The following is a 22,853-nucleotide window of genomic DNA, read 5'->3' on the forward strand; positions in this document are numbered from 1 at the left end:
TAAATTATGGTCACAATATCAAAGTATTCGGTTCAAATCAAAAATTATGCGAATCAAATAATAATCGAATTGTTACTGTAGGATTATTTTGGGATGATAAATTGCGTAAAAATGGCATATTCCTTACAGATCGGGTTAACCTGTAAGGAATATAGCTGAGCATTAAGATTCTTCGGTATATTTTTTAAAATTATCCAGAATGGCTTGCCAGCCGCCACGTTGCATTTCAATCGGGTTGGTACCTTCCGGATCGAAAGTTTCGGTAACTCTGGTACCTTCGCTTAGTGCATCGAAAATGATGCTTACCTTGCGGCCATCGCCCAGGGTGTATTCTATTTTTTTAAGCAAATCAACGGTGGTATAAGTACCTCCGAAATCAAAGCTCATGCTGCCATCTTTAGCGGCCATGGTGCTTTTAAATTCGCCACCAACCCTTAAATCGTTATCGGCATAAGGCGTATGCCAATCGGGCGAAGCAAAACTCCATTTGGTAATGTGTTCAGGATTGGTCCAAAAGTCCCAAACTTTTTCAACAGGACTATTTACAGTGGTTTCTACAGTAATTGCATTGTTTTCCATTTTTTTTTGGTTTAAATTGTTAATCAAAGTTATTGTAACTTTTACAACCTGAAAAGTGCAATTGCGACAAATATAAGGGGTGAAATACCCCCGCACTGATTAGGCCGCCTAATTGGCGTTTACCAAAAAGTAAGCAATACGGCAGGCATAACCCGCTGATTTTTGGTTATGATACTCGCTAATGCGTACACTTAATTTGTGTTCGCCACCACCCAGCTCATCGCCAAGCAGCAAATACCAGGGTAAATGCAGGCTTGTACTCCATTGACTAAACAAATCGATCGTTTTTTCTGCTCCATTATCAATGCGGTAATGCAGCATACCCGCGTCGGGACCTGATAGAACAGCAATACCCACAGCATTGCCTTTAAAAATTAAATCGAAAGTACTGTTTCGGGTAGTGCTTTCGAGCACGGGGATATTTACAAAACCAGGCCGTGTTTCCAGGGCATCATTTGGTTTCCAGCTTTTGTTGATGTTAAAGGTGTTTAAATTTTCGGCGGCAGTAACGTTAACGTATTGGCCTTTGGTATAGGCAAACTTATCCAAAATTTTAGGGCTGCCACCAGTAGCTTTCTTAGCGGTATTTTTCTGGTTTTCTTCCAGATAGGTTTTAATGGTGTTAAAGTACAGCTGCTGCCCAAAGGGCGAAGGGTGCAAGTTTTTGAAATCACCAGCCCAGCTAAATTCTTTGTTGGCAATGCGTTTATCTACTTCTAGTGCAAGGTTAATAAATGGCAGGTGGTAATATTCGGCTAAATCGCTGTGTACTTTTACCTCTGTTGGTACCTTGCCTTTATCGAAATCATCATTTTTATCTTCGTCGGCAAAAGCCATCAATACGATATTGGTTTTTGAGTTTTTGCTCAATGTATGTCTGATAATGCCTTCTAATGCACGGCGCTGTGTCTTTTCTGCAGTTTGGTTTACATGGTCGTTAACCGCCGACTCGATAAACAGGAGGTCTATTTTTCCACTGTCCAGCACATCGCGCTGAAGGCGGAAACTATGCGGCAAACTACCCAACGACGGGATACCAGCATTGATAAATTTAAATTTGCTTTGCGGGTAGGTTTTAGACAGGTAATTGCAAACCATTGCGCGCCAGCCTTCCATATTGGTAATCGATCCGCCTAAAAAAGCAACGGTTACAGGTTCGCTTTTTTGAAGTTTTTCAGCGAAATTGTTGCTGTAGCCATTAAAAGTAATGAAGTTGGCAGCTTGCAGCTTATTTTGTGCAATACTTTTAGTCATAATTGTGGTTACCAGCATGGTAACACAAAGAAAAGAGGTCAGTTTCATTTTTGATTAGAAATAAACCAAAAGTAATAAAATTAACACCTGGCAAAGAATGTAGCTTAATTTTATAAATTTAGCATCATATTATAACCTCATTAAAAATAACGCATGAAAAATAGCTTTTTAGTAGCCATTTGTTTATTCCTGTTTACCTGTGTTGCTAACGCCGCCGAAGTAGATACTGCTGTAACGTATAGCAAATCGATGAAAAAAAATATTAAGGCCGTGGTTATTAAACCAGATAGCTATAAAAGCGGAAAATCGTACCCTGTGGTTTACCTGTTACATGGTGCCGGAGGCAGTTATGCCGAATGGGTTAAAAAAGTGCCGGGAATTAAAAACCTGGCCGATCAATACCAGTTTATCATTGTATGCCCCGATGGTAATGTAACCAGCTGGTATTTCGATAGCCCGGTAGACCCAGAATGGAAATACGAAACCTATGTGGCTACCGAGCTGGTGAGCTACATTGATGAGCACTATAAAACCATTGCCGAAAAGAAGGGTAGGGCCATAACCGGTTTAAGTATGGGCGGCCATGGTGCATTTTACCTGGCCATTAAGCATCAGGATGTATATGGGGCTGTGGGGAGCATGAGCGGTGGGGTAGATATTAAACCTTTCCCTAACGGATGGAATATTTCGAAAAGATTGGGTAAACAGGATGAGTTTCCGGAACGCTGGAAACAGAATAGTGTAATTGATATGATTTATCTGATTAAGCCCGGATCGCTTGCTATAGCGTTTGAATGTGGGTAGACGATTTTTTCTATAAAGCCAATATACGCCTGCACGATGAATTGCTGTACAACAACATTCCACACGATTTTACCACCAGGCCCGGTGTACACAATTGGGATTACTGGGCAAATGCAATTAAATTTCAAAGTGTTTTTTTAAGTAATTATTTTAACCCGAAACCTTAAACCGGTTGCGGGCTGCCGGTTCGAATAATTAATCCGTTTTGTTGTTGATAAACAGTGTTTTATAAGTTGTATTGCTGCTGAAAGTGCTGTTGTGTGGCCAAAATCATACGTTTCGAATTGAAATTGATACATGATTTACCCAAAAAATTAACTTTTAGATTACATGAAAAATACAGACTTACCATATTTTTGACCGTTCGCGTAATCTTATTTATAAAGCGGGAAACAAAGATTTAAAACAAAAATGAAATACTTAGTCAAAGAAATAAGTGAGGGAAACTGCGATATCACTTTATTGCCAGAAAACTTAAATGACCGAAATCTTTTAGCCGAAACAGCCAAACACCTTCAGGGCGATTATCAGGAAGCTATTCAAACACACTATGAGCACGCATTAAAAAACGAAGTTCACAACGGTGCAGCTTTTGTTTCGTTAAACAACGAGCAAAGCAATTATCCGAAAAGAGTAAATGTAAATTACCAGATCATTTTAAGCTAAGCAGCTTAATTTGTTGTAAAAGGCTTTCTTTAATGGTAAAGAAAGCCTTTTTTGTTTTTAAATATAAGGTAAGCTAAGGCAATTGAAGTACCTGGCCGTTTACCTGAAAATCGTTAAGCCCCACCAGTAAATTACCACTGGTTGCCGTGGCACCATAGGCATATAACCTGAAAGTAACGGCTGTATTGATATTGGTAAGAGCTGCTGCATTGAACGATATGAGCGTAGGCGTCGTGGTACCGCTAATGCTAACCGGTGCAGAAATGTTGCTGGCATAATTATCTACACTGGAGCGCAGTACAAACTGATTGGGGTGCGTAGTGCTGCCCCTAAGTACCGTAAACTTAATATCGCTAAAATTAAAATAATAACCACTTTTTGGCTCTAAACGGAATTCGTAATATTCGGTAAGATCGAGCACGGTTGGTGTACTGGCCGATGATGCATTTGCCCAGCCACCCAACAAATAACGTCCGCTTGGGCCAGGGGTACTGCCCGACATGCCCGATGCAGCGAGCGTAGACCGCGAAAAATCAGACCAGGGCGTACCCACCACATTATCGGCAGGGTTTGGCGCCGGACTTGTGCTGTTAACATATACAATGTTTTGCGGGTCCTGATACTTAATATAAGGATGCTGGTAAATGTTGCTGGTGTTGTTATAACTGGCAGGCAGGCTTACGGTACCCGCTTTGGTATAGGGGCCATCCAAATAAGCCGGGTTAGCATCCGGAACACTGTTTCCCCAAATCAGGCCATTACTGGTAGGCGGGTAGTTCAGGTTAATAATCCGTAAATCATCGTGGTATACAATACGTGTAAGGTTAGGTGGCACTACGTAAACACCCCATTTAACATAACCAACGTTTCCGCTGCCTACATCGCCGGTAAAAGTAACGGCATTGTTCCTTTCATTGGCTAAGGTAAAATCTGTTTGCCCGGGCAATTTCATGTAAATTTTCATAGATCCGGTTGCAGTAGTGGCCCATTTTACATCTACCCTGAACTGTATCCACTGGTTTACCGATGGGCGTATATCGCTAAGGATGTCTACCATAGTTTTGGTATTATCCATATTGCCATAAACCACGCGCATTGCATTCCGTTGCGTGCGGATTTGGAGTGGAACGGCTTCGCCTCCCGACATTTTTAGCTGAAAAATATTGGTTTCATTAGTGGGGTCGCCAGTATTCCAGGCTGTCCAGTCTTTTAATAGTACACTAAACTCATACCGGCGTTCCTCGCCAGGCAAATAGCAGCTTACAGGTACACCATTGCTTGCTGCTTCGCTGCGCCAGTTGCCATCAGAGTAATAGGTAGAATCGCCATAGGTTACTTTGTGTGCAATGGCATAATTTCCGGTAGCGCCTGATGATACAATGTATGCCGCATCGGCCGCTGTGGCATTGGTAGCTGTTAGGCCGGTAATGCCCGAGTTAAGTGTGCCGCTTTCGTAATTGATGTTTAAAATGGTATCGCCGTAGCCATAGCTTGCGGGAGCGCTTCCACTCATTCTGGAAATTGGTTTAAACGTTGTCGTGCTTTTTTCGCTTTGGATTTTACTGCACGCACCCGCTAAAAATAATACGGCAATAGCCATATACTTTTTAAAATAGACTGTTTTTTTTCTCATATGTTTTTTGGTTAGTAAGGCTTGGTTGTAATTTTTTATATCATCTTATTTTTTTTATCTGTAAATAAAAAGAGGTAACATATAACCATTACCTCTTAACTTTAATCACTATGGAGTGGTGTTGCCACCGTTCAGTTTTGCTTTTAGTACACTTGTTTTGCCGTTAATGCTAACTGAGATATTGATGTTGCCATTTATATAATCGTTACCGGCATTTTCTTTAACCTTTATTTCTGGTGCTTTGCTGCCATTGTACGGATAAACTATGCTTATAAATTGCTGTGTTTTATCGTCGCTTTTTGGTTTTTCGAATACAAATGCCGGACGTTTAATTTCTTTACCATATTCGTAAGAAACTTTTCCCTCCTCCTCGTGTAAAGTAATTTTATCAGTATTAAGCGATTGGATTAACAGGTTATTGCCGTCGGTATAAGTGGTAAAAACCTTGTTGTTTGCTTCATCAAATACCGGTTTGCTATCTTCTTTGAGTTGGAAATGCACACCCAGGTTACCAGTAGCGGTGCCCAGGGCCTCATCAAGCACTAAAAAATATTTTTGATCGATGAACATTACCGTTCTGCGGTGGTCTAAATTTTTGTAACTCGGATTGGTAAAGGTTAAAATATCCAGGTTTTTACTGCTTTGCCATTTGTTTTGTACGGCATTCGTAATCAGCATATTCTGGTTATCCAAAGTTAGCGTGCTGTGTACGCGGGTTTGGCGGTACCAGTTGCGTTGTTTCATAATTTCGGCATCGCCACTGTAAACAAAGCAGCCCGCATCAGGGGTAAAATTGCGGCCATTTACCCAAAGCTCAAAAGTGCCGTTATCTGGCTGCGCATGAAATTCGGCCGGAGGACTTGCTTTGAGCATTAAAATAGTAGAGGTACTATCCCAACCGTTGCGGAAAGTATAAAAACCAGCGTTGCTTAATGCGTTCGATAACCAGTTTGGTTTTTTACCTGCCTGGCCATCGCTGGCAAAATATTGAATAAAGGGATTTTCGGGAATCATGGCTGCCCACGATTGAAACTGCTTTAAACGAAGCTTTTTCTCCCTAATCCACGAGTCGCCAAACATGGGCTGGTTATAGTTAGGGAAGGTGATGTTGATAAAAGCCATGGCCATTTTTTCGATGGTTTGTTTGTAGCTGGCCGGAAACTCGCCCGCTACGCCTGCTTTTTGCGCGCCCTGATAAGCTTTAATAAAAATATCAATCGCTGCGGCATGGTAAACCGGCGATAGTTCATACTGTACACCATCGGCCAGTACCTGCTTTTTAATCTCTGCATTTAACACATCGATGCCGCTTTTACGCCAGGCTGGTGCATTTTTAAATTCGGGTAACGATGCACCTGCAAATAAGGTACGTTGGGCTTCAAATAAGCGGTGATTACCCTCTGCAGCATAATTTTTAGGCAGGTAATCGGCCTGCTGACCGTAGCTTTTTAAAAAGGTTAATAAAAATGCCGGAGTAAAATTGGGCGAGTTGATGAAAAAACTCAGTGTAGGTATTAAACTTTGAATGCGGTCTGATACTTCAAGCGGACGCCAGGCATACTTATCATTATCGGCCGATAAGCCCTGGGGATTTTTTTTCATCCAGTCTTCAAACTGGAACATCCATTCTTTGGCATATTGCTCATTGTGGGTATAACGATAAGTTATCGCCATGGGCATCCACCATTTAACACGGTGTAGCTGCCAACGCACTTCGTTATCTTTTACTGGCCAAAGCTGCCAGTTAATATCCTGCCCAAAATCGAAATAGCCATAACTTTCCTGCGTTTTAAAAAGATGTTTCAGGGCATTATCAGCAGTTTCTTTAGTTTTAGGGCTAACTTACCCGTATCTATTGGTGTTTCCAGATTACTTAAATCGGGTTTAGCACCCAGTTTATTTCTGTAGTAACGCAAAAGCACTTTGCCAGCTTCCTCATATTGGCCGGCTTCTACCGCTTTTTTTACCTGCTCCAGGCCCGGATAGCCCAGGTTAATCAGGTCAAAGCTTTCTTTGCTAATGTTACTTTGGGCCTTTGCAAGCGTACCGGAGAGGAGAAAGGCACAAAAGAAAATTTTTGCTTTAAAACGTATCATGTTTATGTTGCTAAGGTGTAATTAGAGTTGTTGTTTAATGGTTTTTTCCTTGCCGTTTATGGTTAAGGTCAGGTCTATTTTTCCGGTTTCGAAATTATTGCCTGCATTTTCTTTTAACCATGCTTTAGGGGCGTTGGTGCCGGTATAGGGCATTACCAGGCTTACAAAAGTACCCGGCTTGCCTGTAAGCTTCTCTTGCTCAAAAACAAATGCGGGGCGCGCAGCCTCTTTCTGGTATTCGTAAGAAACAAAGCTTTCTTCTTCTTTAAGGTTAATACCAGTTTTGTTTAATACCTGTATGCTCAGGTTGTTGCCATCAGCATAAGTGGTATTAAACTGAAGGTTGTTTTTATCTACACCAGCTTTCGCATCCTCAGTAAGCACATAATGGATGCCCAATTTACCGGTTAATGCACCACTGGCCTTGTCGATAATGATAAAGTACGACTGATCGATAAAAAGGAAGGTACGCTGATGATTTAAACCCTTATAGCCCGGATTGCTGTAGCTCAGTACCTGTACATCGCCAACAGGTTGCCACTTTATTAATTTGGCGTTATTTTCAATGGTTTTATCATCAAGGGTGAGGGTTTGATGCGCTTTGGTACTGCGGTACCAGTCTCTTTTACTGTTTTCCTGATTGCCTACATTGGCATAAATAAAGCTGCCGGCATCGGGCGTAAAATTGCGTCCCTTAACCCAAAGTACAAAGTTGCCATTATCGGGGTGTGAGTGAAATTCGGCTGGTGGCCCTGCCTTGATTTGCATTACGGTAGCTTTTTGGTTCCAACCATTTCTAAAAGCGTAGAAACCTGCGTTGTTTAGCGCACTGGATAAATATGCAGGTTGAGCGCCCGATTTGCCACCTGTAGCAAAATAGGCTATTTCGCTATTCTCAGGAAACACTTCAGCCCAGGCCTGGTAGTTCTTCATCATCTGTGTTTTGTTGGTGATAAACGAATTGCCATACAAGGGGAAAGTATAATCTGGAAACGAAAATTTAGGCACTGCCGTACACATTTTCTCTACCAGGTTGCGGTAACTCTGAGGGAAATCGCTTGCAATTCCGGCATCTTTGGCCATTTTTAAGGCACGTAAAAATGTGCTAATGGTACCAATATGATAAGAGGGCGACAACTCGAAGTGTACACCATCGGGGTAAACCTGTTTCGTAATTTCGGCATTTAGTACCGTTATACCACTTTTGCGCCAGGTATTGGCCTGGTTAAATTCAGGAAAACTGGTGCCTGCCAAAAGCAAATGTTCTGCTTCGTACAACCGGTGATTGCCCATATCGGTATAGTTGGCCATTACATAATTGGCTTGTTCGTTATAAGCATTTAGAAATGCCAATAAAAATTTTGGGGTAAAATTTGGCGAATTAATAAACTGGTTAAAGAAAGTAGCCCAATTGTTTAACCTAAACGAAACTACAAAAGCTTTCCAGGCGTAGTCTTTATCATCGGCATAAGCGCCTTGTTTGTTCTTACTAATCCAGTCTTGCACCTCAAAAACCCATTCTTTGGCGTAACGTTCATCACCTGTGGCTAAATAAACGGTACCCAGCGATTCCCAGAAAGTTGTGCGGTGCAAAAAAGTGCTCAGCAACTGGTCTTTAACCGGACGAAACTGCCAGTTAATATCTTTCCCGTAATCAAATGTGCCGTAACCTTTGTGCGGTTTAAATTTGTGCAGCAAAATATCATCGGCAAGTTGTTGCGTATTGGGGTTTACCTTTTGGGTAGTTTGGCCAGGGCTTAATGCAGCTTTGCTTTTGCGGAAATAAGCCAGCAACTGTGTGGCGGCTTTTTCGTAGTCGTTTTTAGCCATAGCCTTGGCCACATTTTTGAGGCCGGGGTGCGACAGATTTATACTGCCGAAGCTATTGCTGCCTAAAGGTTGCTCCTGGGCATATAAAACAACGCCCGAAAGGCAAAAAAGGCAAGCCGTTAACAATAATTTCTTTAACATCATCTTTATGGGCTTTGTTAACCTTTAATTTTTTTATAACGATTTAAGGCCTCCAGGTAATAATAGTCGGCATAATCAAGAGGAGTATCTATTTCCGAATTGTATAAAAATGCACCTACACTGTGTTTCAGGATAAAATATTGGTTTTCTCCTGGTTTAGCCAAATAAGCATCGGATGATAGCGTTTTCAAAATATCTTCGGCGTAGTTAAAATATTTTTGACCGTCTTTTACCTGGGTGCTTAAATCGAGCAGGGCCGAGGCAATTACTGCAGCGGCTGAAGCATCGCGTGGAGCTGCACCGTCGGTATCCAAATCATCGGCGTTGTGTACATCTAAATCCCATGCCGGAATCTTATCTTTCTGTAAGCTGGGGTGGTTCATAATAAATTTGGCAATGTTTTCGGCCTGTGTTAAAAACGCCGGGTTTTTACTGTTTTTATAACACATGGTATAGCCGTATAAACCCCAGGCTTGTCCGCGGGCCCAGGCCGATTCGTCTGTTAAGCCCTGGTGGGTGGCTTTTTTCAATACTTTTCCTGTTGCTGCATCGTAATCTACCACATGGTAAGAACTAAAATCTTTGCGGTAATGGTTTTTCATGGTGGTGGTAGCGTGTGCATTGGCTATAGCAGCATAGTTAGGGCTGTTAAATGTTTTGGCGCCCCAATATAAATATTCGAGGTTCATCATATTATCGATAATTACAGGGTAATGCCACCAGGCGAAATCCCACGAACGGATTACCCCAACTTTAGGGTTAAACCTTGCTGCAAGGTGTTTTGCCCCATCGGCTAATGCCGGTAAATAGGCTTTATCGCCGGTTAGCCTAAAAGCATTGCCGTACGAGCAGTAAAGCATAAAACCCAAATCGTGCGTATTGGTAATGCTGCGGATCGAATCTAGCGCCAGTGTAAATTTTTTAGCTTCATCTGCCAGGTTCTGATCGCCGGTAAGCTCGTATCCATACCATAAACTACCCGGAAAAAAACCGGTGGTCCAATCGGTTAAGCCAGCAATCCTAACGGTTCCATTTGGATTTACAGAACGCGGATTTTGGCCTGGTTTATAGGTTTGGCTGGCCTTGTTCAACTGAAATGCAATGATATCAGTGGTTTTTTTTAGCCAGCTTGCCGGCGGGTCGTTTTGTACGGGCGCAGCGTAACCATTTAATAAGAGTGTAGTAGCCAGCACTATTAAGCAAAAAGCTTTTTTCATTGTGTTAAGGTTTGAATCTTTGATATTTGTTGATAATTGTTTTATAATTGTGAAATTAGGGGCATCGGTACATAAACACTTTTGATTATTACCATAAATATTTTGAATTTGATTAAAACCTCATTTTTATGGGCTGATTAATACATTCGAAATGAAATCGTGTTTTTTTTGAAGGGTAGGATAGTAGTCGTTAACCAATGTTAAAATATTTTGAGCCAAAACCTAAGCCCTTAAAGCACACCGCGTTTTATTTTTAGCCCTGATTAAAAAGGATAAATATGGTGTCGGTTCAATGGCAGGGAGCAAAAATGCTGAGCAGGAATAATGCTTAGGCAAGGCTGCCAGCCAGAGCAGGGTTTAGAATTGACAAAATTACCCTGAAACAAAAACAGAAAGACTAAAACCACAAACAAATGATAACTTTAAACAATACCAACATGGATCAATCTTATGCCATTGGAATTGATGTTGGCGGCTCGTCGCTAAAATGCGGGGTAGTAAACCAGCAGGGAGAAATTTTATATTCCACATTAATTTCGTTAAAAAAGGCAAAAACACAAGGTGCAATTATTGCACTTATTGTGGAGGCGATCCAAACCTGCGCGTCAAAAGTTAAGCACCCTATTCTGGGTGTTGGAATAGGATTTCCGGGAACGATATACAACAATAAAATTATTGCCGGTGCCGACAATTTACCAGGCTTTAAGCAACTGGCCCTGGGCGAAATTTTGCAGGATGTAACCCGTTACAACATTATAATGGATAATGATGCCAATTTGATGGGGCTTGGCGAAATGACTTATGGCGCAGCGAAAGATTGCAGTGATGTTGTTTTTCTTACGGTAGGCACAGGAGTAGGAGGGGCTGTTATGATCGATAACAAGTTGTATGGTGGGTTTAGAAACAGAGGAACGGAATTGGGACATATTATTGTGCAACACAACGGTTTAGCCTGTGCATGTGGCGCAAAAGGATGTTTAGAAGCCTATGCTTCGGTAACTGCTTTGTTGAAACACTACCAGTTTATTCATCCGGGGATACCCGAAACAGACGAAGTTGATGGCAGGTACATTATAGAAAAGTATTTGGAAGGAGAAGAATATGCGGTTAAAGCAATGGAACTACATTTCGATTACCTGGCTACAGGTATTACCAGCTTTATCAACATCTTTAGTCCCGAAAAAATTGTAATAGGTGGCGGCATAAGTGAAGCTGGCGCTTTTTATACCAGAGAGATAGAACGGAGAATTAAAACATTAGCCGTACCGGTTGCATCAGTTAATGCATTGGTTGTGCCGGCTAAACTGGGTAACAAAGCCGGTTTGCTGGGCTGTGCCGCTAACGTTTTTCAAAAATTTAAAGTATTTGATTACGCCACGAAATAATAGTGCCGGGGCTGGTATTTAGAAAAAATATAAAAATTGTTTTTTAAGCCCTGCTTTATACTGTGACAACTTTTACTGTGACAATAAAAACTGTCACAACAAAAGTTGTCACAAATTTGTGTGCAAATTTTAATAAAGGTTAAAAAGTGCCACAATTAAAACACATTAGTTTAGTTAATGTGATCTATACTTTTCTTCTACTTTTATTCCACGATCAGTTACCAACTTAAACATCTTGTCTGAATTAAAGTAATCGCCTTGATTGTGGTATATCATACCCAATAAGTAGTAGGCATCATAAACTGATCTGCTTTTTTGAGCAAGATAAAGTGGAATGGACTTTTGCCAAACCTTATGGCATTTTTCTGGTCTTTAGCATAATAGTATACCGTCATTAAATTATAGTAACTTTCAGGATCATTGGGGTATTCTTTTAAATATTGCTTGCCCTTCATTATTGCTATATCATACTTTTTTTGATACAAGTAACAGATCATGATATTCCTTTTCGACGATGAATCACGAGGATTAATGGCAAGCGCTAAATGAAAATTTTCAATGGCCTTAACATAATCAGGTATATGCATATATGCCCAGCCGATTCCAGATTTAATCATTGAATTATTATTCTCTAAAGAATCTGCTTTTTCAAAGAGCGCTAAACCTTTTGTGTACTGAACCATGCTAAACAGTTCTCCGGCTTCTACACACAAACTCTCAACTACTTTATTATCTGAATATTTTATTCTAACTGACTTATGTACCTCCAGGTTTGCTGTATCTAATATTTGGCCGTAGGCAAAAGAGTAGCTAAATAAAGCAATGGCCGTAAAATATATGCTAATATTCATTTTTTGCTAGTACAAATGTTAATGCCATAAAATTTAACTTGGAATAATCTATGAGTTCAAAGCTCATTTGCAGACATATACATATAGTTATTTTTAACAAAAGCTATTAAATAACTATGCCATGTTCTAATTAAGAATTGCAAAGCTGTGCATTTCTTTGTTTTAACCCTTTTTAAGCATGTTTTTTTTAGCCCCCTGGTTTTTTATTGAAGCCTTAAATGAGGAAATAATTCCCCGTTTTGGGGTTATTTGTAGAATTATTTCCCCACATCTGATTAACCGGTTTGGTTTGGCTTGGCTTTTTAATCTTTTCTCTTCACAGCGCGTTTTAAGCCCGCTTTTAAAGTATTAAGTAAGCAGATTTTTTTGTGGTCGCTTTTTTGAAGAGGAGCAGTGTGTTTAATTCAAATAAACTATGAACATCTGCAATGAAATGATGGTGTTGGAGCTAATGTTTAGCGAAAATTGAAAAATTGTTTTTTTAAATCCGATTTACATTGTGACAATTTTTGTTGTGACAAAAAAAAATGTCACAACAAAAGTTGTCACACATTTGTGGGCAAATTTTAACAGATACAAAAAAATACCACAATAGAAACTGTTACAACACTGCATAGATTTTATGCTGATCAAGAAATGAAAAACATTAGAGAAAAATTAGGGCTTTCGCAAGATGAAATGAGCAACCTACTGGGGATGAACAGAAGCACTGCCGGTATGTACGAAATTGGTTCGCGGAGCCTTAGCACCTGGCAGCTTAAAATACTTTCTAAAATAGAAATGTTGTTGCAGGCTGAGTTGGAAATAGCGCCCTCCGAAAAAATTAAAATTAAAGAGCAGGAGAGTACAGTTTTAATGATCAAAAACATGGAGCAACGAATAGAGAAGGCTGCATTTGTTTGTTTAAGGCTGAAGCGGAGATTAAAAGCATTAACTCAGGCTTATACCAAAACACAAACTTTATGGACGATTATTAAACAGTTAAGGCTCGAAGCGCATGAATCGACACAACTGATGGCTTATTTGGATCTGCTCGAAATAAGTTGTTTAGAAAAGATAGAAAGCTGCGGCCCACATTTGCAGGCTCAACTTTCTTTTCGCATTAAAAAGCTGGAGCACGAACAGAAAGTTGCGCAAATGATTATTGATGAAGCAAAAATAGATTGATACAGATAATGATAAATACATTAGTATTTTGCTTATATTAATTGTTAACCTGCACCTTAGCCGAGAAACAGAAGTTCACTTCGTAAACATCAATCCACTGTTTTCTAAGATCAAAACCATTTTGTCCGAGACTGTAGCTTTTACTGTTCCTTTTCTTTTGGGTCCAAAAAAAAGCAGGTAGTTTATTTCTGAGCTGGCCTGATTGAGATTTTACAAAACCTTCATCATAATATTCTGCCGTTAAAGTTTCTGCTACTATAAAAAAACCAGTTTTAGGTACTTCTAAATTATATTTACTAATATCTACAACAACATTAACTTTTCCCTCTGGATTATGAACAATTACATCATCATTAATTAATGCTACTCCAGGTTTTCCCAAATCCGTTTTTGAATAGATATTAACTTTTAGGGGCATTCGCTGCCCTTTACCGCGGTCGCTAATTTTTAATTGAACACTTTTAAACAATCCAGCAAAATTTGTTTCATAAGGCACAAATAGAGCATACTTTGAATTCGTAAAAGTCATAAAACCAGTAAAGTAGGCTGTGTGCGTATTTCCAATTTCAATTAGCTTTGACTTCTTTTTTGCTGAAATGTTTACCTCAAAAAGTTGAGCGTTTTCATTAGCCATTGTAATTGTGGTAGGCAATATGCTCAATTTTGAAATTATAAAAATTTTGGAGGAGTAACCGATATGGGAGAAACGTAAGGTATCGCCTGATTTTATATTTTTATTTTCTAAAACAATTTCCCCTTTGAATCTGCTGTAAAGTACTTGTTTCCGTTAATTGATACAGTTGCATTGCTTAATGGTAATTTATTAAGGCTATCAATAAGCTTAATTTTATAAGAATTTTGCTGTGCAAAGGTTACTTGTAATGAAATGAAAAAAAAGAGATGAATTTTATAAAACAAAAGCATAAGTTAAAATAGTTCGTTGTTGTATTCTGCAATTACATTTGTTTCGGAACCACATTCAGTACCCCAAATTTACCGCACCCGGTAGTTTCCATCTCCCTTAGAGAGAAATTTTCGCCATGTTTAGATTAGCTATTTAAACAAATATGTAGTTTAATTTTATTTAGAAAGTGATACTTTTCTTTACATTGATGATATTTTTTTTACATAATACCTATTTATTATATATTAGTCCCATCCCGAAATTATATTTATAATCATGTATTAGTATGAATAAAAGGTTAGGGAAAACTTTAAAACAATTCAGACAGAAATCTGGACTTACACAACAAGAGATTGCAGAAATATTATTCGTTAGCAGGCCAACCTATATTAAATGGGAAAACGATATAGGTACACCAAGTTTCCTGCATGTGTATGCATTGATACTGCATTACAACATTACTTTCGAAGATTTTATAGGCGATGTGGTTAAAAATTTAACTCCTAATAGTCCTCGTTTGTAACGAGGACTATTGAGCCGTGCATTTGTAATGCACATTAAACGCGGTTGAATTTTTCCGTCAAAAACACCATACGGACAGGTTTTACTTCCATTATAAATCAAGTGCCAGTCTAATTTGATTAATGTAAGTAGTGCCGGAAATGATTTTTGTATCGTTGCTATCATTCATTAAAATAATTAGCCGGTTATTGAAATACCGGTTAATTTCTAGTATTTTTTCAGTATTGATAATATAAGAACGTTGTACCCTTAAAAAGTTGGAGGGAAGTTTATCTTCTAGTTCAGATAGTGTAAGTTCTGTTAAAAATTTCTCTCCATTATCTGTATAAATGATAACATAGCCCTGTTCGGCCAGTAAGTATGATATTTTACTTAAGCGTACCAGAATAATTTTATCTTTTATTTTAATCGGTATTGCTGTAATCATTTTTTTAGGTTGCAAATGATCAAAAAACTGCTTCAAACTATTAAAATCAATAACCTGCGGTGTAGCATTTACAAAGTGCCTGAGCTTTACAATACATTTGTCAAATCTGGCATCTTCAATGGGTTTTAAAAGATAATCAACGGCATGCTCCTCAAAGGCTTTTATAGCATATTGCTCATAAGCGGTTGTAAAAACTACCATAGGTTTATGATTAAGCTTAAGGAGCATAGTAAATGCCTCCATGTCAGGCATCTGAATATCTAAGAATATGAGGTCAGGTTTTAAACTATTGATCAGTTTAATTGCCGATTTACCATTTTCTGCTTCGCCAATAACCTCAATCAGATCCAAATGCTTACTAATCAATTCTTTCATCATTAGCCTGGCTGGGTATTCATCATCTACAATGATGGTTTTGAATCTTTTACTCATTATATTTTTTTGTGTTCACCGATAGTAATATTTACCTGTTTGGGATGATTTTCAAAAGCAATCTCATATTGCCCTGAAGTTAAAAGATCGAGTTTATCGTACAATGATTTTATGCCATAGCCCGGGCTAAAATCCTGATCGAATGGTTTACCGTTATCGGCAACCTGTAGTACGATATTTTTTTCATCCTTTTTCATTACGATATTTATTTCTAAATTATCTGTCTGGCCACCATGTTTTACCGCATTTTCGACCAATGGCTGCAAAATATGTCGGGGAATCAGCTCGTCTTCCAGTTCATTGGGTATATTATAACTGTAATTCAAACGCTCATCAAACCTTATTTTTTCAATCTCTAAGTAAGTTAATACCATTTCCATTTCTTCGCTTACACTTACATAGTTACTCTCTTCTTTGTTAACATTATACCTAAAAAATTTGGAAAGTGCAATAGCCATGCTTCTCGTCTTTAAACCGTCGGATGTGGCTAAGCCGGCAATAGAATTTAAAGCGTTGTACAAAAAATGAGGGTTTATTTTTGATGATAGAGCATCTAACTGCGATTGCGAAAGCTGCTGTTGCAAGCGGACAATCTGTAATTCCTTTTCACGGAATTTAAGCCTGTTGTTATAAATGTAATAATTATAAAAAGCGAAAGCCAGCGCACAACCAGTTGGTCCGGGAATCCAGATGGATAGCGATACAAGTATATTATTGAAGCCCAAAATAAATACTTGAGTGATTACCATAGTTCCCATACTGAGGATAAAGGCAAAAGCGCCTTCAATAATCATAATTTTTACAATATCCTTCACTGATCGTTTCCAATAGCTACTTGCCCAGAGATAAAGAACGAATAGTAATGCAAGTACTATTGGAGCTAATATTATAAACCTTATATCACCAATTTTAATGTGAAAATTTGCTGAATCATCAAATCTTATATGCCTGATAAAACTTGCGAGATTCTGTGCAGATTGCACTGTAATGATTATGACCAACACAGCAAGCCAAGCGGTTAGAACAGAATTAAGCCACCTATTCATATTTACCCGTAACATATACTTTCTAAGAAAATAAAAGCAGAATAGAAAGGCCAGTGTGTACAATCCGCAACGGAGGGTACTTTCACTAAATAGATTACTTAATGTTCTTAGAAACGGGTTATTGTCCATGAGATTTTGATGTTTAAATATTGTTCAAATAGACATACTTTAATTATCTGATCAAATAGAAATTTCTTAAACCTGAAAATTTTGTCACTGAACTTAGATAAGTTGATCATGAGCAACGAAAATATCTGGATAGTTCTCGTTTGTAACGAGGATTATTGAACCCTGAGTTTGTAATGCACATTAAAGGCGGTTCAATATCCCGGTCAAAAATTCCAATATTTATTATTTTGTAGTATTTATACGTCCACTTATTTTAATAAAAAGTGCTTCGCTATTTTCTGTTTTTAATATAAAAAGGGCTTAATATGTGCATTTTTGCGGGTATTAGTCAAATTTGATAGTATTTTAAACAAATTCGAAACCCAGTTTTTATATCGATTGCTAAATTCGTTTCCGTCGATTTAACCAGATAGGTAAAAACTTAAACTAGGCAGGTTTCTAATAACTACCTGAAAGGAAAAAATGAGTAAACACAATTGTAAGTGTTTAACAAAGGTTTAAGCGATAACCAACAAATTAAAATAACTAACCAAACAATGGCAGGAGATCATGAAAAAACTGAAAATATCGCCTTAATTTTCTTAGCAGATAAGATGCGGCGATGGCAATTTTTTAAATACAAAGGAATTACCAAAACTATAATCTAAACTAACTTACGCTTGCACTTTATTTCCAACTAACCAAAACCAAAAATGAAAAGGATTATAATATTAATAGGCTTACTCTGCTTTTTTAAGGGATTACATGCACAAAATGTAATTACCGTAAAAGGAGTGGTAAGAGATGGATCCAACCAGCCAATTCCCGGGCTACCATAACCGAAAAAGGGACTAAAAACATTACGGTTTCTTCTAATTTCGGAACTTATCAAATTAATGTGAAAACCGATGCTGTATTGGTTTTTAGTTATTTAGGTACGAAAACAGTAGAACAGAAAATAAACGGCCGTACTACAATTGATGTAAAATTACAGGACGATGCCAACAACCTGAATGATGTAGTGGTAATTGGTTATGGGCAAACCGTACAACGTAAAGATTTAACGGGAGCCATTGCATCTTTAAAAGGGAGCGAAATTGCAAAGACACCGGTAGCTAATGTTGCCCAGGCCTTACAAGGCCGTATGGCAGGCGTACAGGTAACCATGCCAAGTGGCGATCCGGGTTCTACACCGCAGATTAAAATACGTGGAGGTTCGTCAATTACACAGAGCAACGAACCGCTGTATGTGGTAGATGGTGTGCCTCAAACCGATGGTTTGGCGTTTTTAGATCCAACCGATATTGAGTCGGTTGATGTGATGAAAGATGCTGCATCAACAGCTGTTTACGGCGCCAGGGGAGCTAATGGTGTAATTCTAATTACCACAAAACAATCGAAAGGCGGAAAAACCACCATCAGTTACGATGGTTATGTAGGAGTGCAAAAAGCGCCTAAGTTTTTACCTGTATTGAGTCCGTATGAATATATGCTGTATACCTACGAAAACTCTACACGAGATGCAACCAGGGCACAAAAGTTTTTAACCAGTTTTGGTACTTTCGAATCGCTCGCCACCACTTATGGCAATAGAGAAGGGATTAACTGGCAGGATGAAATATTTGGTGGATCAGCCTCAAGCCAGTATCATAAAATTGGTATAAACGGCGGGAGTGGCGATACCAAATATAATTTATTTTATTCGCGCAATATTAACGATGGTTTGATGCTTAAAAGTGGTGCCAACCGCGATATCGCTAAGCTAGCGGTAACCAATAATCCCAGCAAAAAAATAAAGTTGAACGGGATTGTTAATTATTCTAATCAGAAAATATATGGTTCGGGTGGTACACAGGAAGGTGGCAATGCACGCTTAAGCATGTTACAAACTTTACTGCAATACCGTCCGGTAAATTTACCAAATGTTTCGGATGTAGGCCTGATTGACGATGTTTTAGACCCATTGGATGATGCAGGTAACCCTGCTTTTCAAAGCCCAATTGTAACCATAAATACCCGTTTGCGCGATCAACGTATCCGTTCGTTAAATGCTAACGCTACAGCCAGGTATGCCATTAGCAATAAATTTACCTATAACGGATTGGTAGGTTTTACCAATACCTCGCGGGTTGATAAAACTTTTAACGATTCGGAATCGATTACCGCAATCCGGAATAAAGGAGCTTCGGGAGGCATAATTACTACTTTTAATAACCGGTTTAACTATAATAATACCCTTACTTATAGCGATGTTTATGGTAAAGACCATAAGTTCGATATTACTATAGGTCAGGAGTATATTTATAACTATTCGGAAAGCGTAAATGCAAATGCTACTAATTTTCCGAATGTAAATAGCGGCTGGAATAATCTGGGTTTGGGTACCGTTGCAGGTTTCCCTTCTTCTTTTGCCGAAGAAGATAAGCTATTGTCGTTCTTTACACGCGCCAATTACAGCTACAAGGGCAGGTATATTTTTGCCGGAACATTAAGGGCCGATGGTTCTTCTAAGTTTGGAGAGGAAAACAGATGGGGTTATTTCCCTTCAGGGTCTTTTGCCTGGAAAGTAACCGAAGAAAACTTCATGAAATCGTTAAACTTTTTATCTGATTTGAAATTAAGGGCCAGTTATGGTACCTCTGGTAATAACAGGATTGCCAATTATGCCGCATTGGGCATTTTTACTTCAGGCCAATACGCTTCGAATACCAGTATTTTACCAACTGTGTTTCAAAATAGTTTAGCTAACCCTTTTCTTAAATGGGAGGCGGTTAAAGCAACCAACATTGGTTTGGATATCGGTTTATTGAAACAACGCATTGCCTTAACGGTTGATTGGTTCGATAACCGTTCTAAAGACCTGTTGTACAACACCCGGATTCCGGCAAGTGCTGGTTTTACCCGTCAGTTTCAAAATATTGGCTCTACATCAAGCAAGGGGATCGAGTTTACTTTAAATACGGTAAACATTAAAAAAAGTGACTTTAACTGGAGTACCAATTTCAATATTACCTTCAATAAAACTAAAGTATTGAAATTGAGTGATGGCGAAAATTCATTAATGACCAGCAGTTACAACAATAGCTATCAGGATTACATTTTACAGGTTGGCCAGCCGGTAGGTACCATGTTTGGTTATCAGCAGGATGGGCTTTACCAGGTTAGCGATTTTAATTATGATGCCACTGCCAAAACCTATAGCTTAAAACAAGGCGTTGTACAAGATGCCATTGCCGTACAGCCGGGCTATATTAAATTTAAAGACCTTAACGGCGACGGCAAAATTACCGATGCCGACCGTACCATTATTGGTAATGCCAATCCTAAATTTTCGGGCGGTATTAACAATACCTTTGCTTATAAGGGTTTTGATTTGAGCATATTCCTGAACTTTACGCAAGGCAATAAAATTTTTAACGCCAATGTTAAAAATAACTTAGCCATTGCCAGCGACTTTAGTAATAACCTGGCTTTCCAGGCTGATAGATGGAGAACCATTAATGCAGCAGGGCAGGTGGTTACCGATCCGGCCGAACTAACGGCACTTAATCAGGGTAGAAACTCGGTAGCATCTATATTGGGCAATACCAGCGGCCGCATGTACGACAATGTAATTGAAGATGGTTCTTTTTTGAGAATCAGCAATGTAAATCTGGGTTATACTTTCCCGAAAAGATGGCTTGAAAAGGTTAAAATAGCCAACGCCAGGATATATGTTACCGCTTATAACCTTCACGTATTTACCAATTACTCGGGCTACGATCCGGAGGTTAGTGTTATCGATAATGCGATTACACCGGGTGTAGATTTTAGTGCCTACCCAAGACCGCGATCATTTGTAGCGGGAATTAATCTCTCTCTATAACCAAAACTGTATTCCGTTATGAAAATTTTAACATCAAAAATAAAAACATGTGCCTTAGCAACAGCGTTATTGGCCGTGTCGTTTACCTCGTGTAAAAAAGCTACAGAGGCCACTCCATACTCTTATTTTACTACAGCCAATTTTTTTAGTACTGTAGATGAGGCCCAACTGGCTACTACCGGGGTTTACGAAATTATGAAATACCCGTCTACTTATGCCTGGTATGTACCGCTTATATATGATAATGATTCAGACATCCAGTTTATTAGTGATGGTGTTACGCCCGACTGGAGAATTATTCCGCACTATTTAGGAATTCCTGAAACCCCGTTCTTGTACGAAACCTGGAGTGCCTATTACAATGGTATAGACAGGGCAAACCTGGTAATAGACCGTATTCCGAAAATGAATTTGTACAATAATGGCAGCAGCGAACAAAAAACAGCGCTGAACAGGATGCTGGGCGAAGCTAAATTTTTACGTGGTTTCTACTATGCTGAATTGGTGAGGTTATGGGGCGATGTGCCTTTTAAACTTAAAAATTCGGAAACTGGCGATGATTTAAAACTGCCATTAACCGATCGTTATCAAATTTATACGCAGATTATTAAAGACATGCAGGAAGGAGCCGATTTGCTGCCTGCTGCACTGCCAACCGATGAACGTATAAATAAATATGGTGCCAAAGCCATGCTGGCCAGGGTTGCCTTAGCTGCCGGAGGCTTTTCGTTAAGGGCAGATGGAACCATGCAACGACCTGCAGACTATAAAGATTATTACAAACTGGCGCAAACACAAATTAACGATGTAGTGGGTTCGGGCTTGTACGCCCTTAACCCCGATTATTCGATGGTTTTTAAAAATCAAAGCATACAAAAGTTTGAGCCAAAAGAAAGTCTTTTCGAAGCAGGTGTTTATACCCCCACACTGGCCACAACCAATCAATCCAGTTATGGAACATTTAATGCACCACAAACCGCCAGCAATGCCACTTCTCCTTATGGTAATACGCAAAACCGTTGCTTTGTAACCAAAACTTTTTACGATACTTTTAAAGATGGCGATTTAAGAAGGGATTTTTCGATTGCGAAATACAGTATTGATGCCAGCGGTAACCGGCTTAGCCTGCTTACCAACAACCGGATTTGGGCACCAGCCAAATGGAGCAGGGAATACCAGAACAACTCTAATTTAGAAAGGGTAAATACGAACATTAATACTGTATTAATGTGTTATTCGGATGTACTGCTAATGCGGGCAGAGGTTGAAAATGAATTAAACGGAGGCCCTAATACTTTGGCTTACGATGCCATTAACACTGTACGCCGCCGTGCTTACGGACAGGCGCTTGGTGGTAGCAGGGTTACCGTTGCGCTTACCAATGGTGGTACCGGTTATACTACTATTCCGGTAATTAAATTTACAGGCGGGGGCGGTACCGATGCATCTGCGGTGGCTACCATTAGTGCTGGCAAAATAACCGCCATTACTATGCTGAATAATGGTTTTGCTTATACTACTGCACCCTCAATTACCATTACCAATACCGGAACCAGCACAGGTAGTGGCGCAGTAGCTACTGTTACTTTAATGACAGGTGCTACCGGTGTTGATTTGCCCCCTGCTTTAAGTCAAACTGCTTTCTTTCAGGCTATACAAGATGAACGTGCCTGGGAGTTGTGTTTTGAAGGCACCAGGAAAGCCGATTTAATCAGATGGAACTTGTTAGGCGATAAGATTAAGGCAACCCAGGCTGCGTTAAAAATTATCAATACAGCTTATCCATATAATGCAGCCAATAATTTTGTTTCGGGCAAGCACGAATTATATCCTATTCCACAAAATGAAAGAGATGTAAACAGTGGCATTACCAGGAATAATCCTAAATATTAAAATTTAGTTAATCAAAGTGAAGCAGCTATCTCT

Annotated in this window: 20 protein-coding genes; 9 read left to right on the top strand and 11 right to left on the bottom strand. The window is 39.2% G+C overall.

Features of this window, described 5'->3' with window-relative positions; genetic code table 11:
- Nucleotides 1-162 precede the first annotated feature (162 nt).
- Nucleotides 163-579 (bottom strand): SRPBCC family protein, encoded by a 417-nt coding sequence (locus G7074_RS19410; protein WP_166210686.1) that lies wholly within the window; start codon nt 577-579, stop codon nt 163-165.
- A 108-nt stretch (nt 580-687) separates the two neighbouring features.
- A complete protein-coding gene (locus tag G7074_RS19415) occupies nt 688-1,881 on the bottom strand; it encodes a GDSL-type esterase/lipase family protein (protein WP_166210689.1) in 1,194 nt (397 codons plus the stop codon).
- Nucleotides 1,882-1,986: 105 nt separating this feature from the next.
- Here G7074_RS19415 and G7074_RS19420 point away from each other — a divergent pair, with 105 nt between their 5' ends.
- From G7074_RS19420 to G7074_RS19425, 3 genes are all read left to right on the top strand, one after another.
- Nucleotides 1,987-2,637, top strand: coding sequence for an alpha/beta hydrolase family protein (locus G7074_RS19420; RefSeq protein WP_240916355.1), 651 nt, complete (start codon nt 1,987-1,989; stop codon nt 2,635-2,637).
- Nucleotides 2,628-2,804: a hypothetical protein gene (locus tag G7074_RS27310; protein WP_240916356.1), complete on the top strand. Its 177-nt coding sequence runs from the start codon at nt 2,628-2,630 to the stop codon at nt 2,802-2,804. Before G7074_RS19420 ends, G7074_RS27310 begins: the two co-directional genes overlap by 10 nt.
- 244 nt (nt 2,805-3,048) lie before the next feature.
- Nucleotides 3,049-3,303, top strand: a complete 255-nt coding sequence (locus tag G7074_RS19425; protein WP_124559680.1) for a hypothetical protein — start codon at nt 3,049-3,051, stop codon at nt 3,301-3,303.
- A gap of 73 nt (nt 3,304-3,376) precedes the next feature.
- Here G7074_RS19425 and G7074_RS19430 read toward each other — a convergent pair whose 3' ends face one another.
- From G7074_RS19430 to G7074_RS19445, 5 genes are all read right to left on the bottom strand, one after another.
- Nucleotides 3,377-4,936, bottom strand: coding sequence for a heparin lyase I family protein (locus G7074_RS19430; protein ID WP_166210692.1), 1,560 nt, complete (start codon nt 4,934-4,936; stop codon nt 3,377-3,379).
- Nucleotides 4,937-5,044: 108 nt separating this feature from the next.
- Nucleotides 5,045-6,742, bottom strand: coding sequence for a heparin-sulfate lyase HepC (gene hepC / locus G7074_RS27665; RefSeq protein WP_255456815.1), 1,698 nt, complete (start codon nt 6,740-6,742; stop codon nt 5,045-5,047).
- On the bottom strand, nt 6,739-7,032 hold the full coding sequence (locus G7074_RS27670; protein ID WP_255456744.1) for a heparinase II/III family protein: 294 nt from the start codon (nt 7,030-7,032) through the stop codon (nt 6,739-6,741). Before G7074_RS27670 ends, hepC (G7074_RS27665) begins: the two co-directional genes overlap by 4 nt.
- Nucleotides 7,033-7,053: 21 nt before the next feature.
- Nucleotides 7,054-9,006, bottom strand: coding sequence for a heparin-sulfate lyase HepC (gene hepC, locus G7074_RS19440; RefSeq protein WP_166210695.1), 1,953 nt, complete (start codon nt 9,004-9,006; stop codon nt 7,054-7,056).
- Between the two features lie 14 nt (nt 9,007-9,020).
- Complete coding sequence (locus G7074_RS19445; RefSeq protein WP_166210698.1) at nt 9,021-10,220, bottom strand: glycoside hydrolase family 88 protein; 1,200 nt, start codon at nt 10,218-10,220, stop codon at nt 9,021-9,023.
- A 413-nt stretch (nt 10,221-10,633) separates the two neighbouring features.
- On the opposite strand from G7074_RS19445, the gene G7074_RS19450 reads away from it, so the two are divergent.
- Complete coding sequence (locus G7074_RS19450) at nt 10,634-11,605, top strand: ROK family protein (protein WP_233603849.1); 972 nt, start codon at nt 10,634-10,636, stop codon at nt 11,603-11,605.
- Between the two features lie 272 nt (nt 11,606-11,877).
- Here the strand turns inward: G7074_RS19450 and G7074_RS19455 are convergent, their stop codons facing one another.
- Complete coding sequence (locus G7074_RS19455; protein WP_166210701.1) at nt 11,878-12,456, bottom strand: M48 family metallopeptidase; 579 nt, start codon at nt 12,454-12,456, stop codon at nt 11,878-11,880.
- A 636-nt stretch (nt 12,457-13,092) separates the two neighbouring features.
- Here G7074_RS19455 and G7074_RS19460 point away from each other — a divergent pair.
- A complete protein-coding gene (locus G7074_RS19460) occupies nt 13,093-13,623 on the top strand; it encodes a DNA-binding transcriptional regulator (RefSeq protein ID WP_166210704.1) in 531 nt (176 codons plus the stop codon).
- A gap of 37 nt (nt 13,624-13,660) precedes the next feature.
- Here G7074_RS19460 and G7074_RS19465 read toward each other — a convergent pair whose 3' ends face one another.
- Nucleotides 13,661-14,257, bottom strand: a complete 597-nt coding sequence (locus G7074_RS19465) for a hypothetical protein (RefSeq protein WP_166210707.1) — start codon at nt 14,255-14,257, stop codon at nt 13,661-13,663.
- Between the two features lie 556 nt (nt 14,258-14,813).
- On the opposite strand from G7074_RS19465, the gene G7074_RS19470 reads away from it, so the two are divergent.
- Nucleotides 14,814-15,050, top strand: a complete 237-nt coding sequence (locus tag G7074_RS19470) for a helix-turn-helix transcriptional regulator (RefSeq protein WP_166210710.1) — start codon at nt 14,814-14,816, stop codon at nt 15,048-15,050.
- 90 nt (nt 15,051-15,140) lie between these two features.
- Here the strand turns inward: G7074_RS19470 and G7074_RS19475 are convergent, their stop codons facing one another.
- The gene (locus tag G7074_RS19475) at nt 15,141-15,908 is read right to left on the bottom strand and encodes a LytTR family DNA-binding domain-containing protein (RefSeq protein ID WP_166210713.1); all 768 of its coding nucleotides are present in this window, start codon (nt 15,906-15,908) and stop codon (nt 15,141-15,143) included.
- Nucleotides 15,908-16,702 carry a sensor histidine kinase gene (locus tag G7074_RS19480; RefSeq protein ID WP_158674024.1) on the bottom strand — a complete coding sequence of 265 codons (795 nt, stop codon included), beginning with the start codon at nt 16,700-16,702 and terminating at the stop codon, nt 15,908-15,910. The genes G7074_RS19475 and G7074_RS19480 overlap by 1 nt, the downstream gene beginning before the upstream one ends.
- A gap of 1,073 nt (nt 16,703-17,775) precedes the next feature.
- Here G7074_RS19480 and G7074_RS27675 point away from each other — a divergent pair.
- From G7074_RS27675 to G7074_RS19490, 3 genes are read left to right on the top strand one after another with little or no spacing between them, the layout of a single operon-like run.
- Nucleotides 17,776-17,901, top strand: a complete 126-nt coding sequence (locus G7074_RS27675) for a hypothetical protein (RefSeq protein ID WP_255456745.1) — start codon at nt 17,776-17,778, stop codon at nt 17,899-17,901.
- 20 nt (nt 17,902-17,921) lie between these two features.
- The gene (locus G7074_RS19485; protein WP_240916567.1) at nt 17,922-20,927 is read left to right on the top strand and encodes a TonB-dependent receptor; all 3,006 of its coding nucleotides are present in this window, start codon (nt 17,922-17,924) and stop codon (nt 20,925-20,927) included.
- 18 nt (nt 20,928-20,945) lie between these two features.
- Entirely contained in the window at nt 20,946-22,820 is a 1,875-nt protein-coding gene (locus tag G7074_RS19490; RefSeq protein ID WP_166210716.1) for a RagB/SusD family nutrient uptake outer membrane protein, read from the top strand.
- The last annotated feature ends 33 nt before the right edge of the window (nt 22,821-22,853 follow it).

Origin of the sequence: Pedobacter sp. HDW13 (assembly GCF_011303555.1) — a bacterium.
In the GTDB taxonomy this organism is placed as follows: domain Bacteria; phylum Bacteroidota; class Bacteroidia; order Sphingobacteriales; family Sphingobacteriaceae; genus Pedobacter.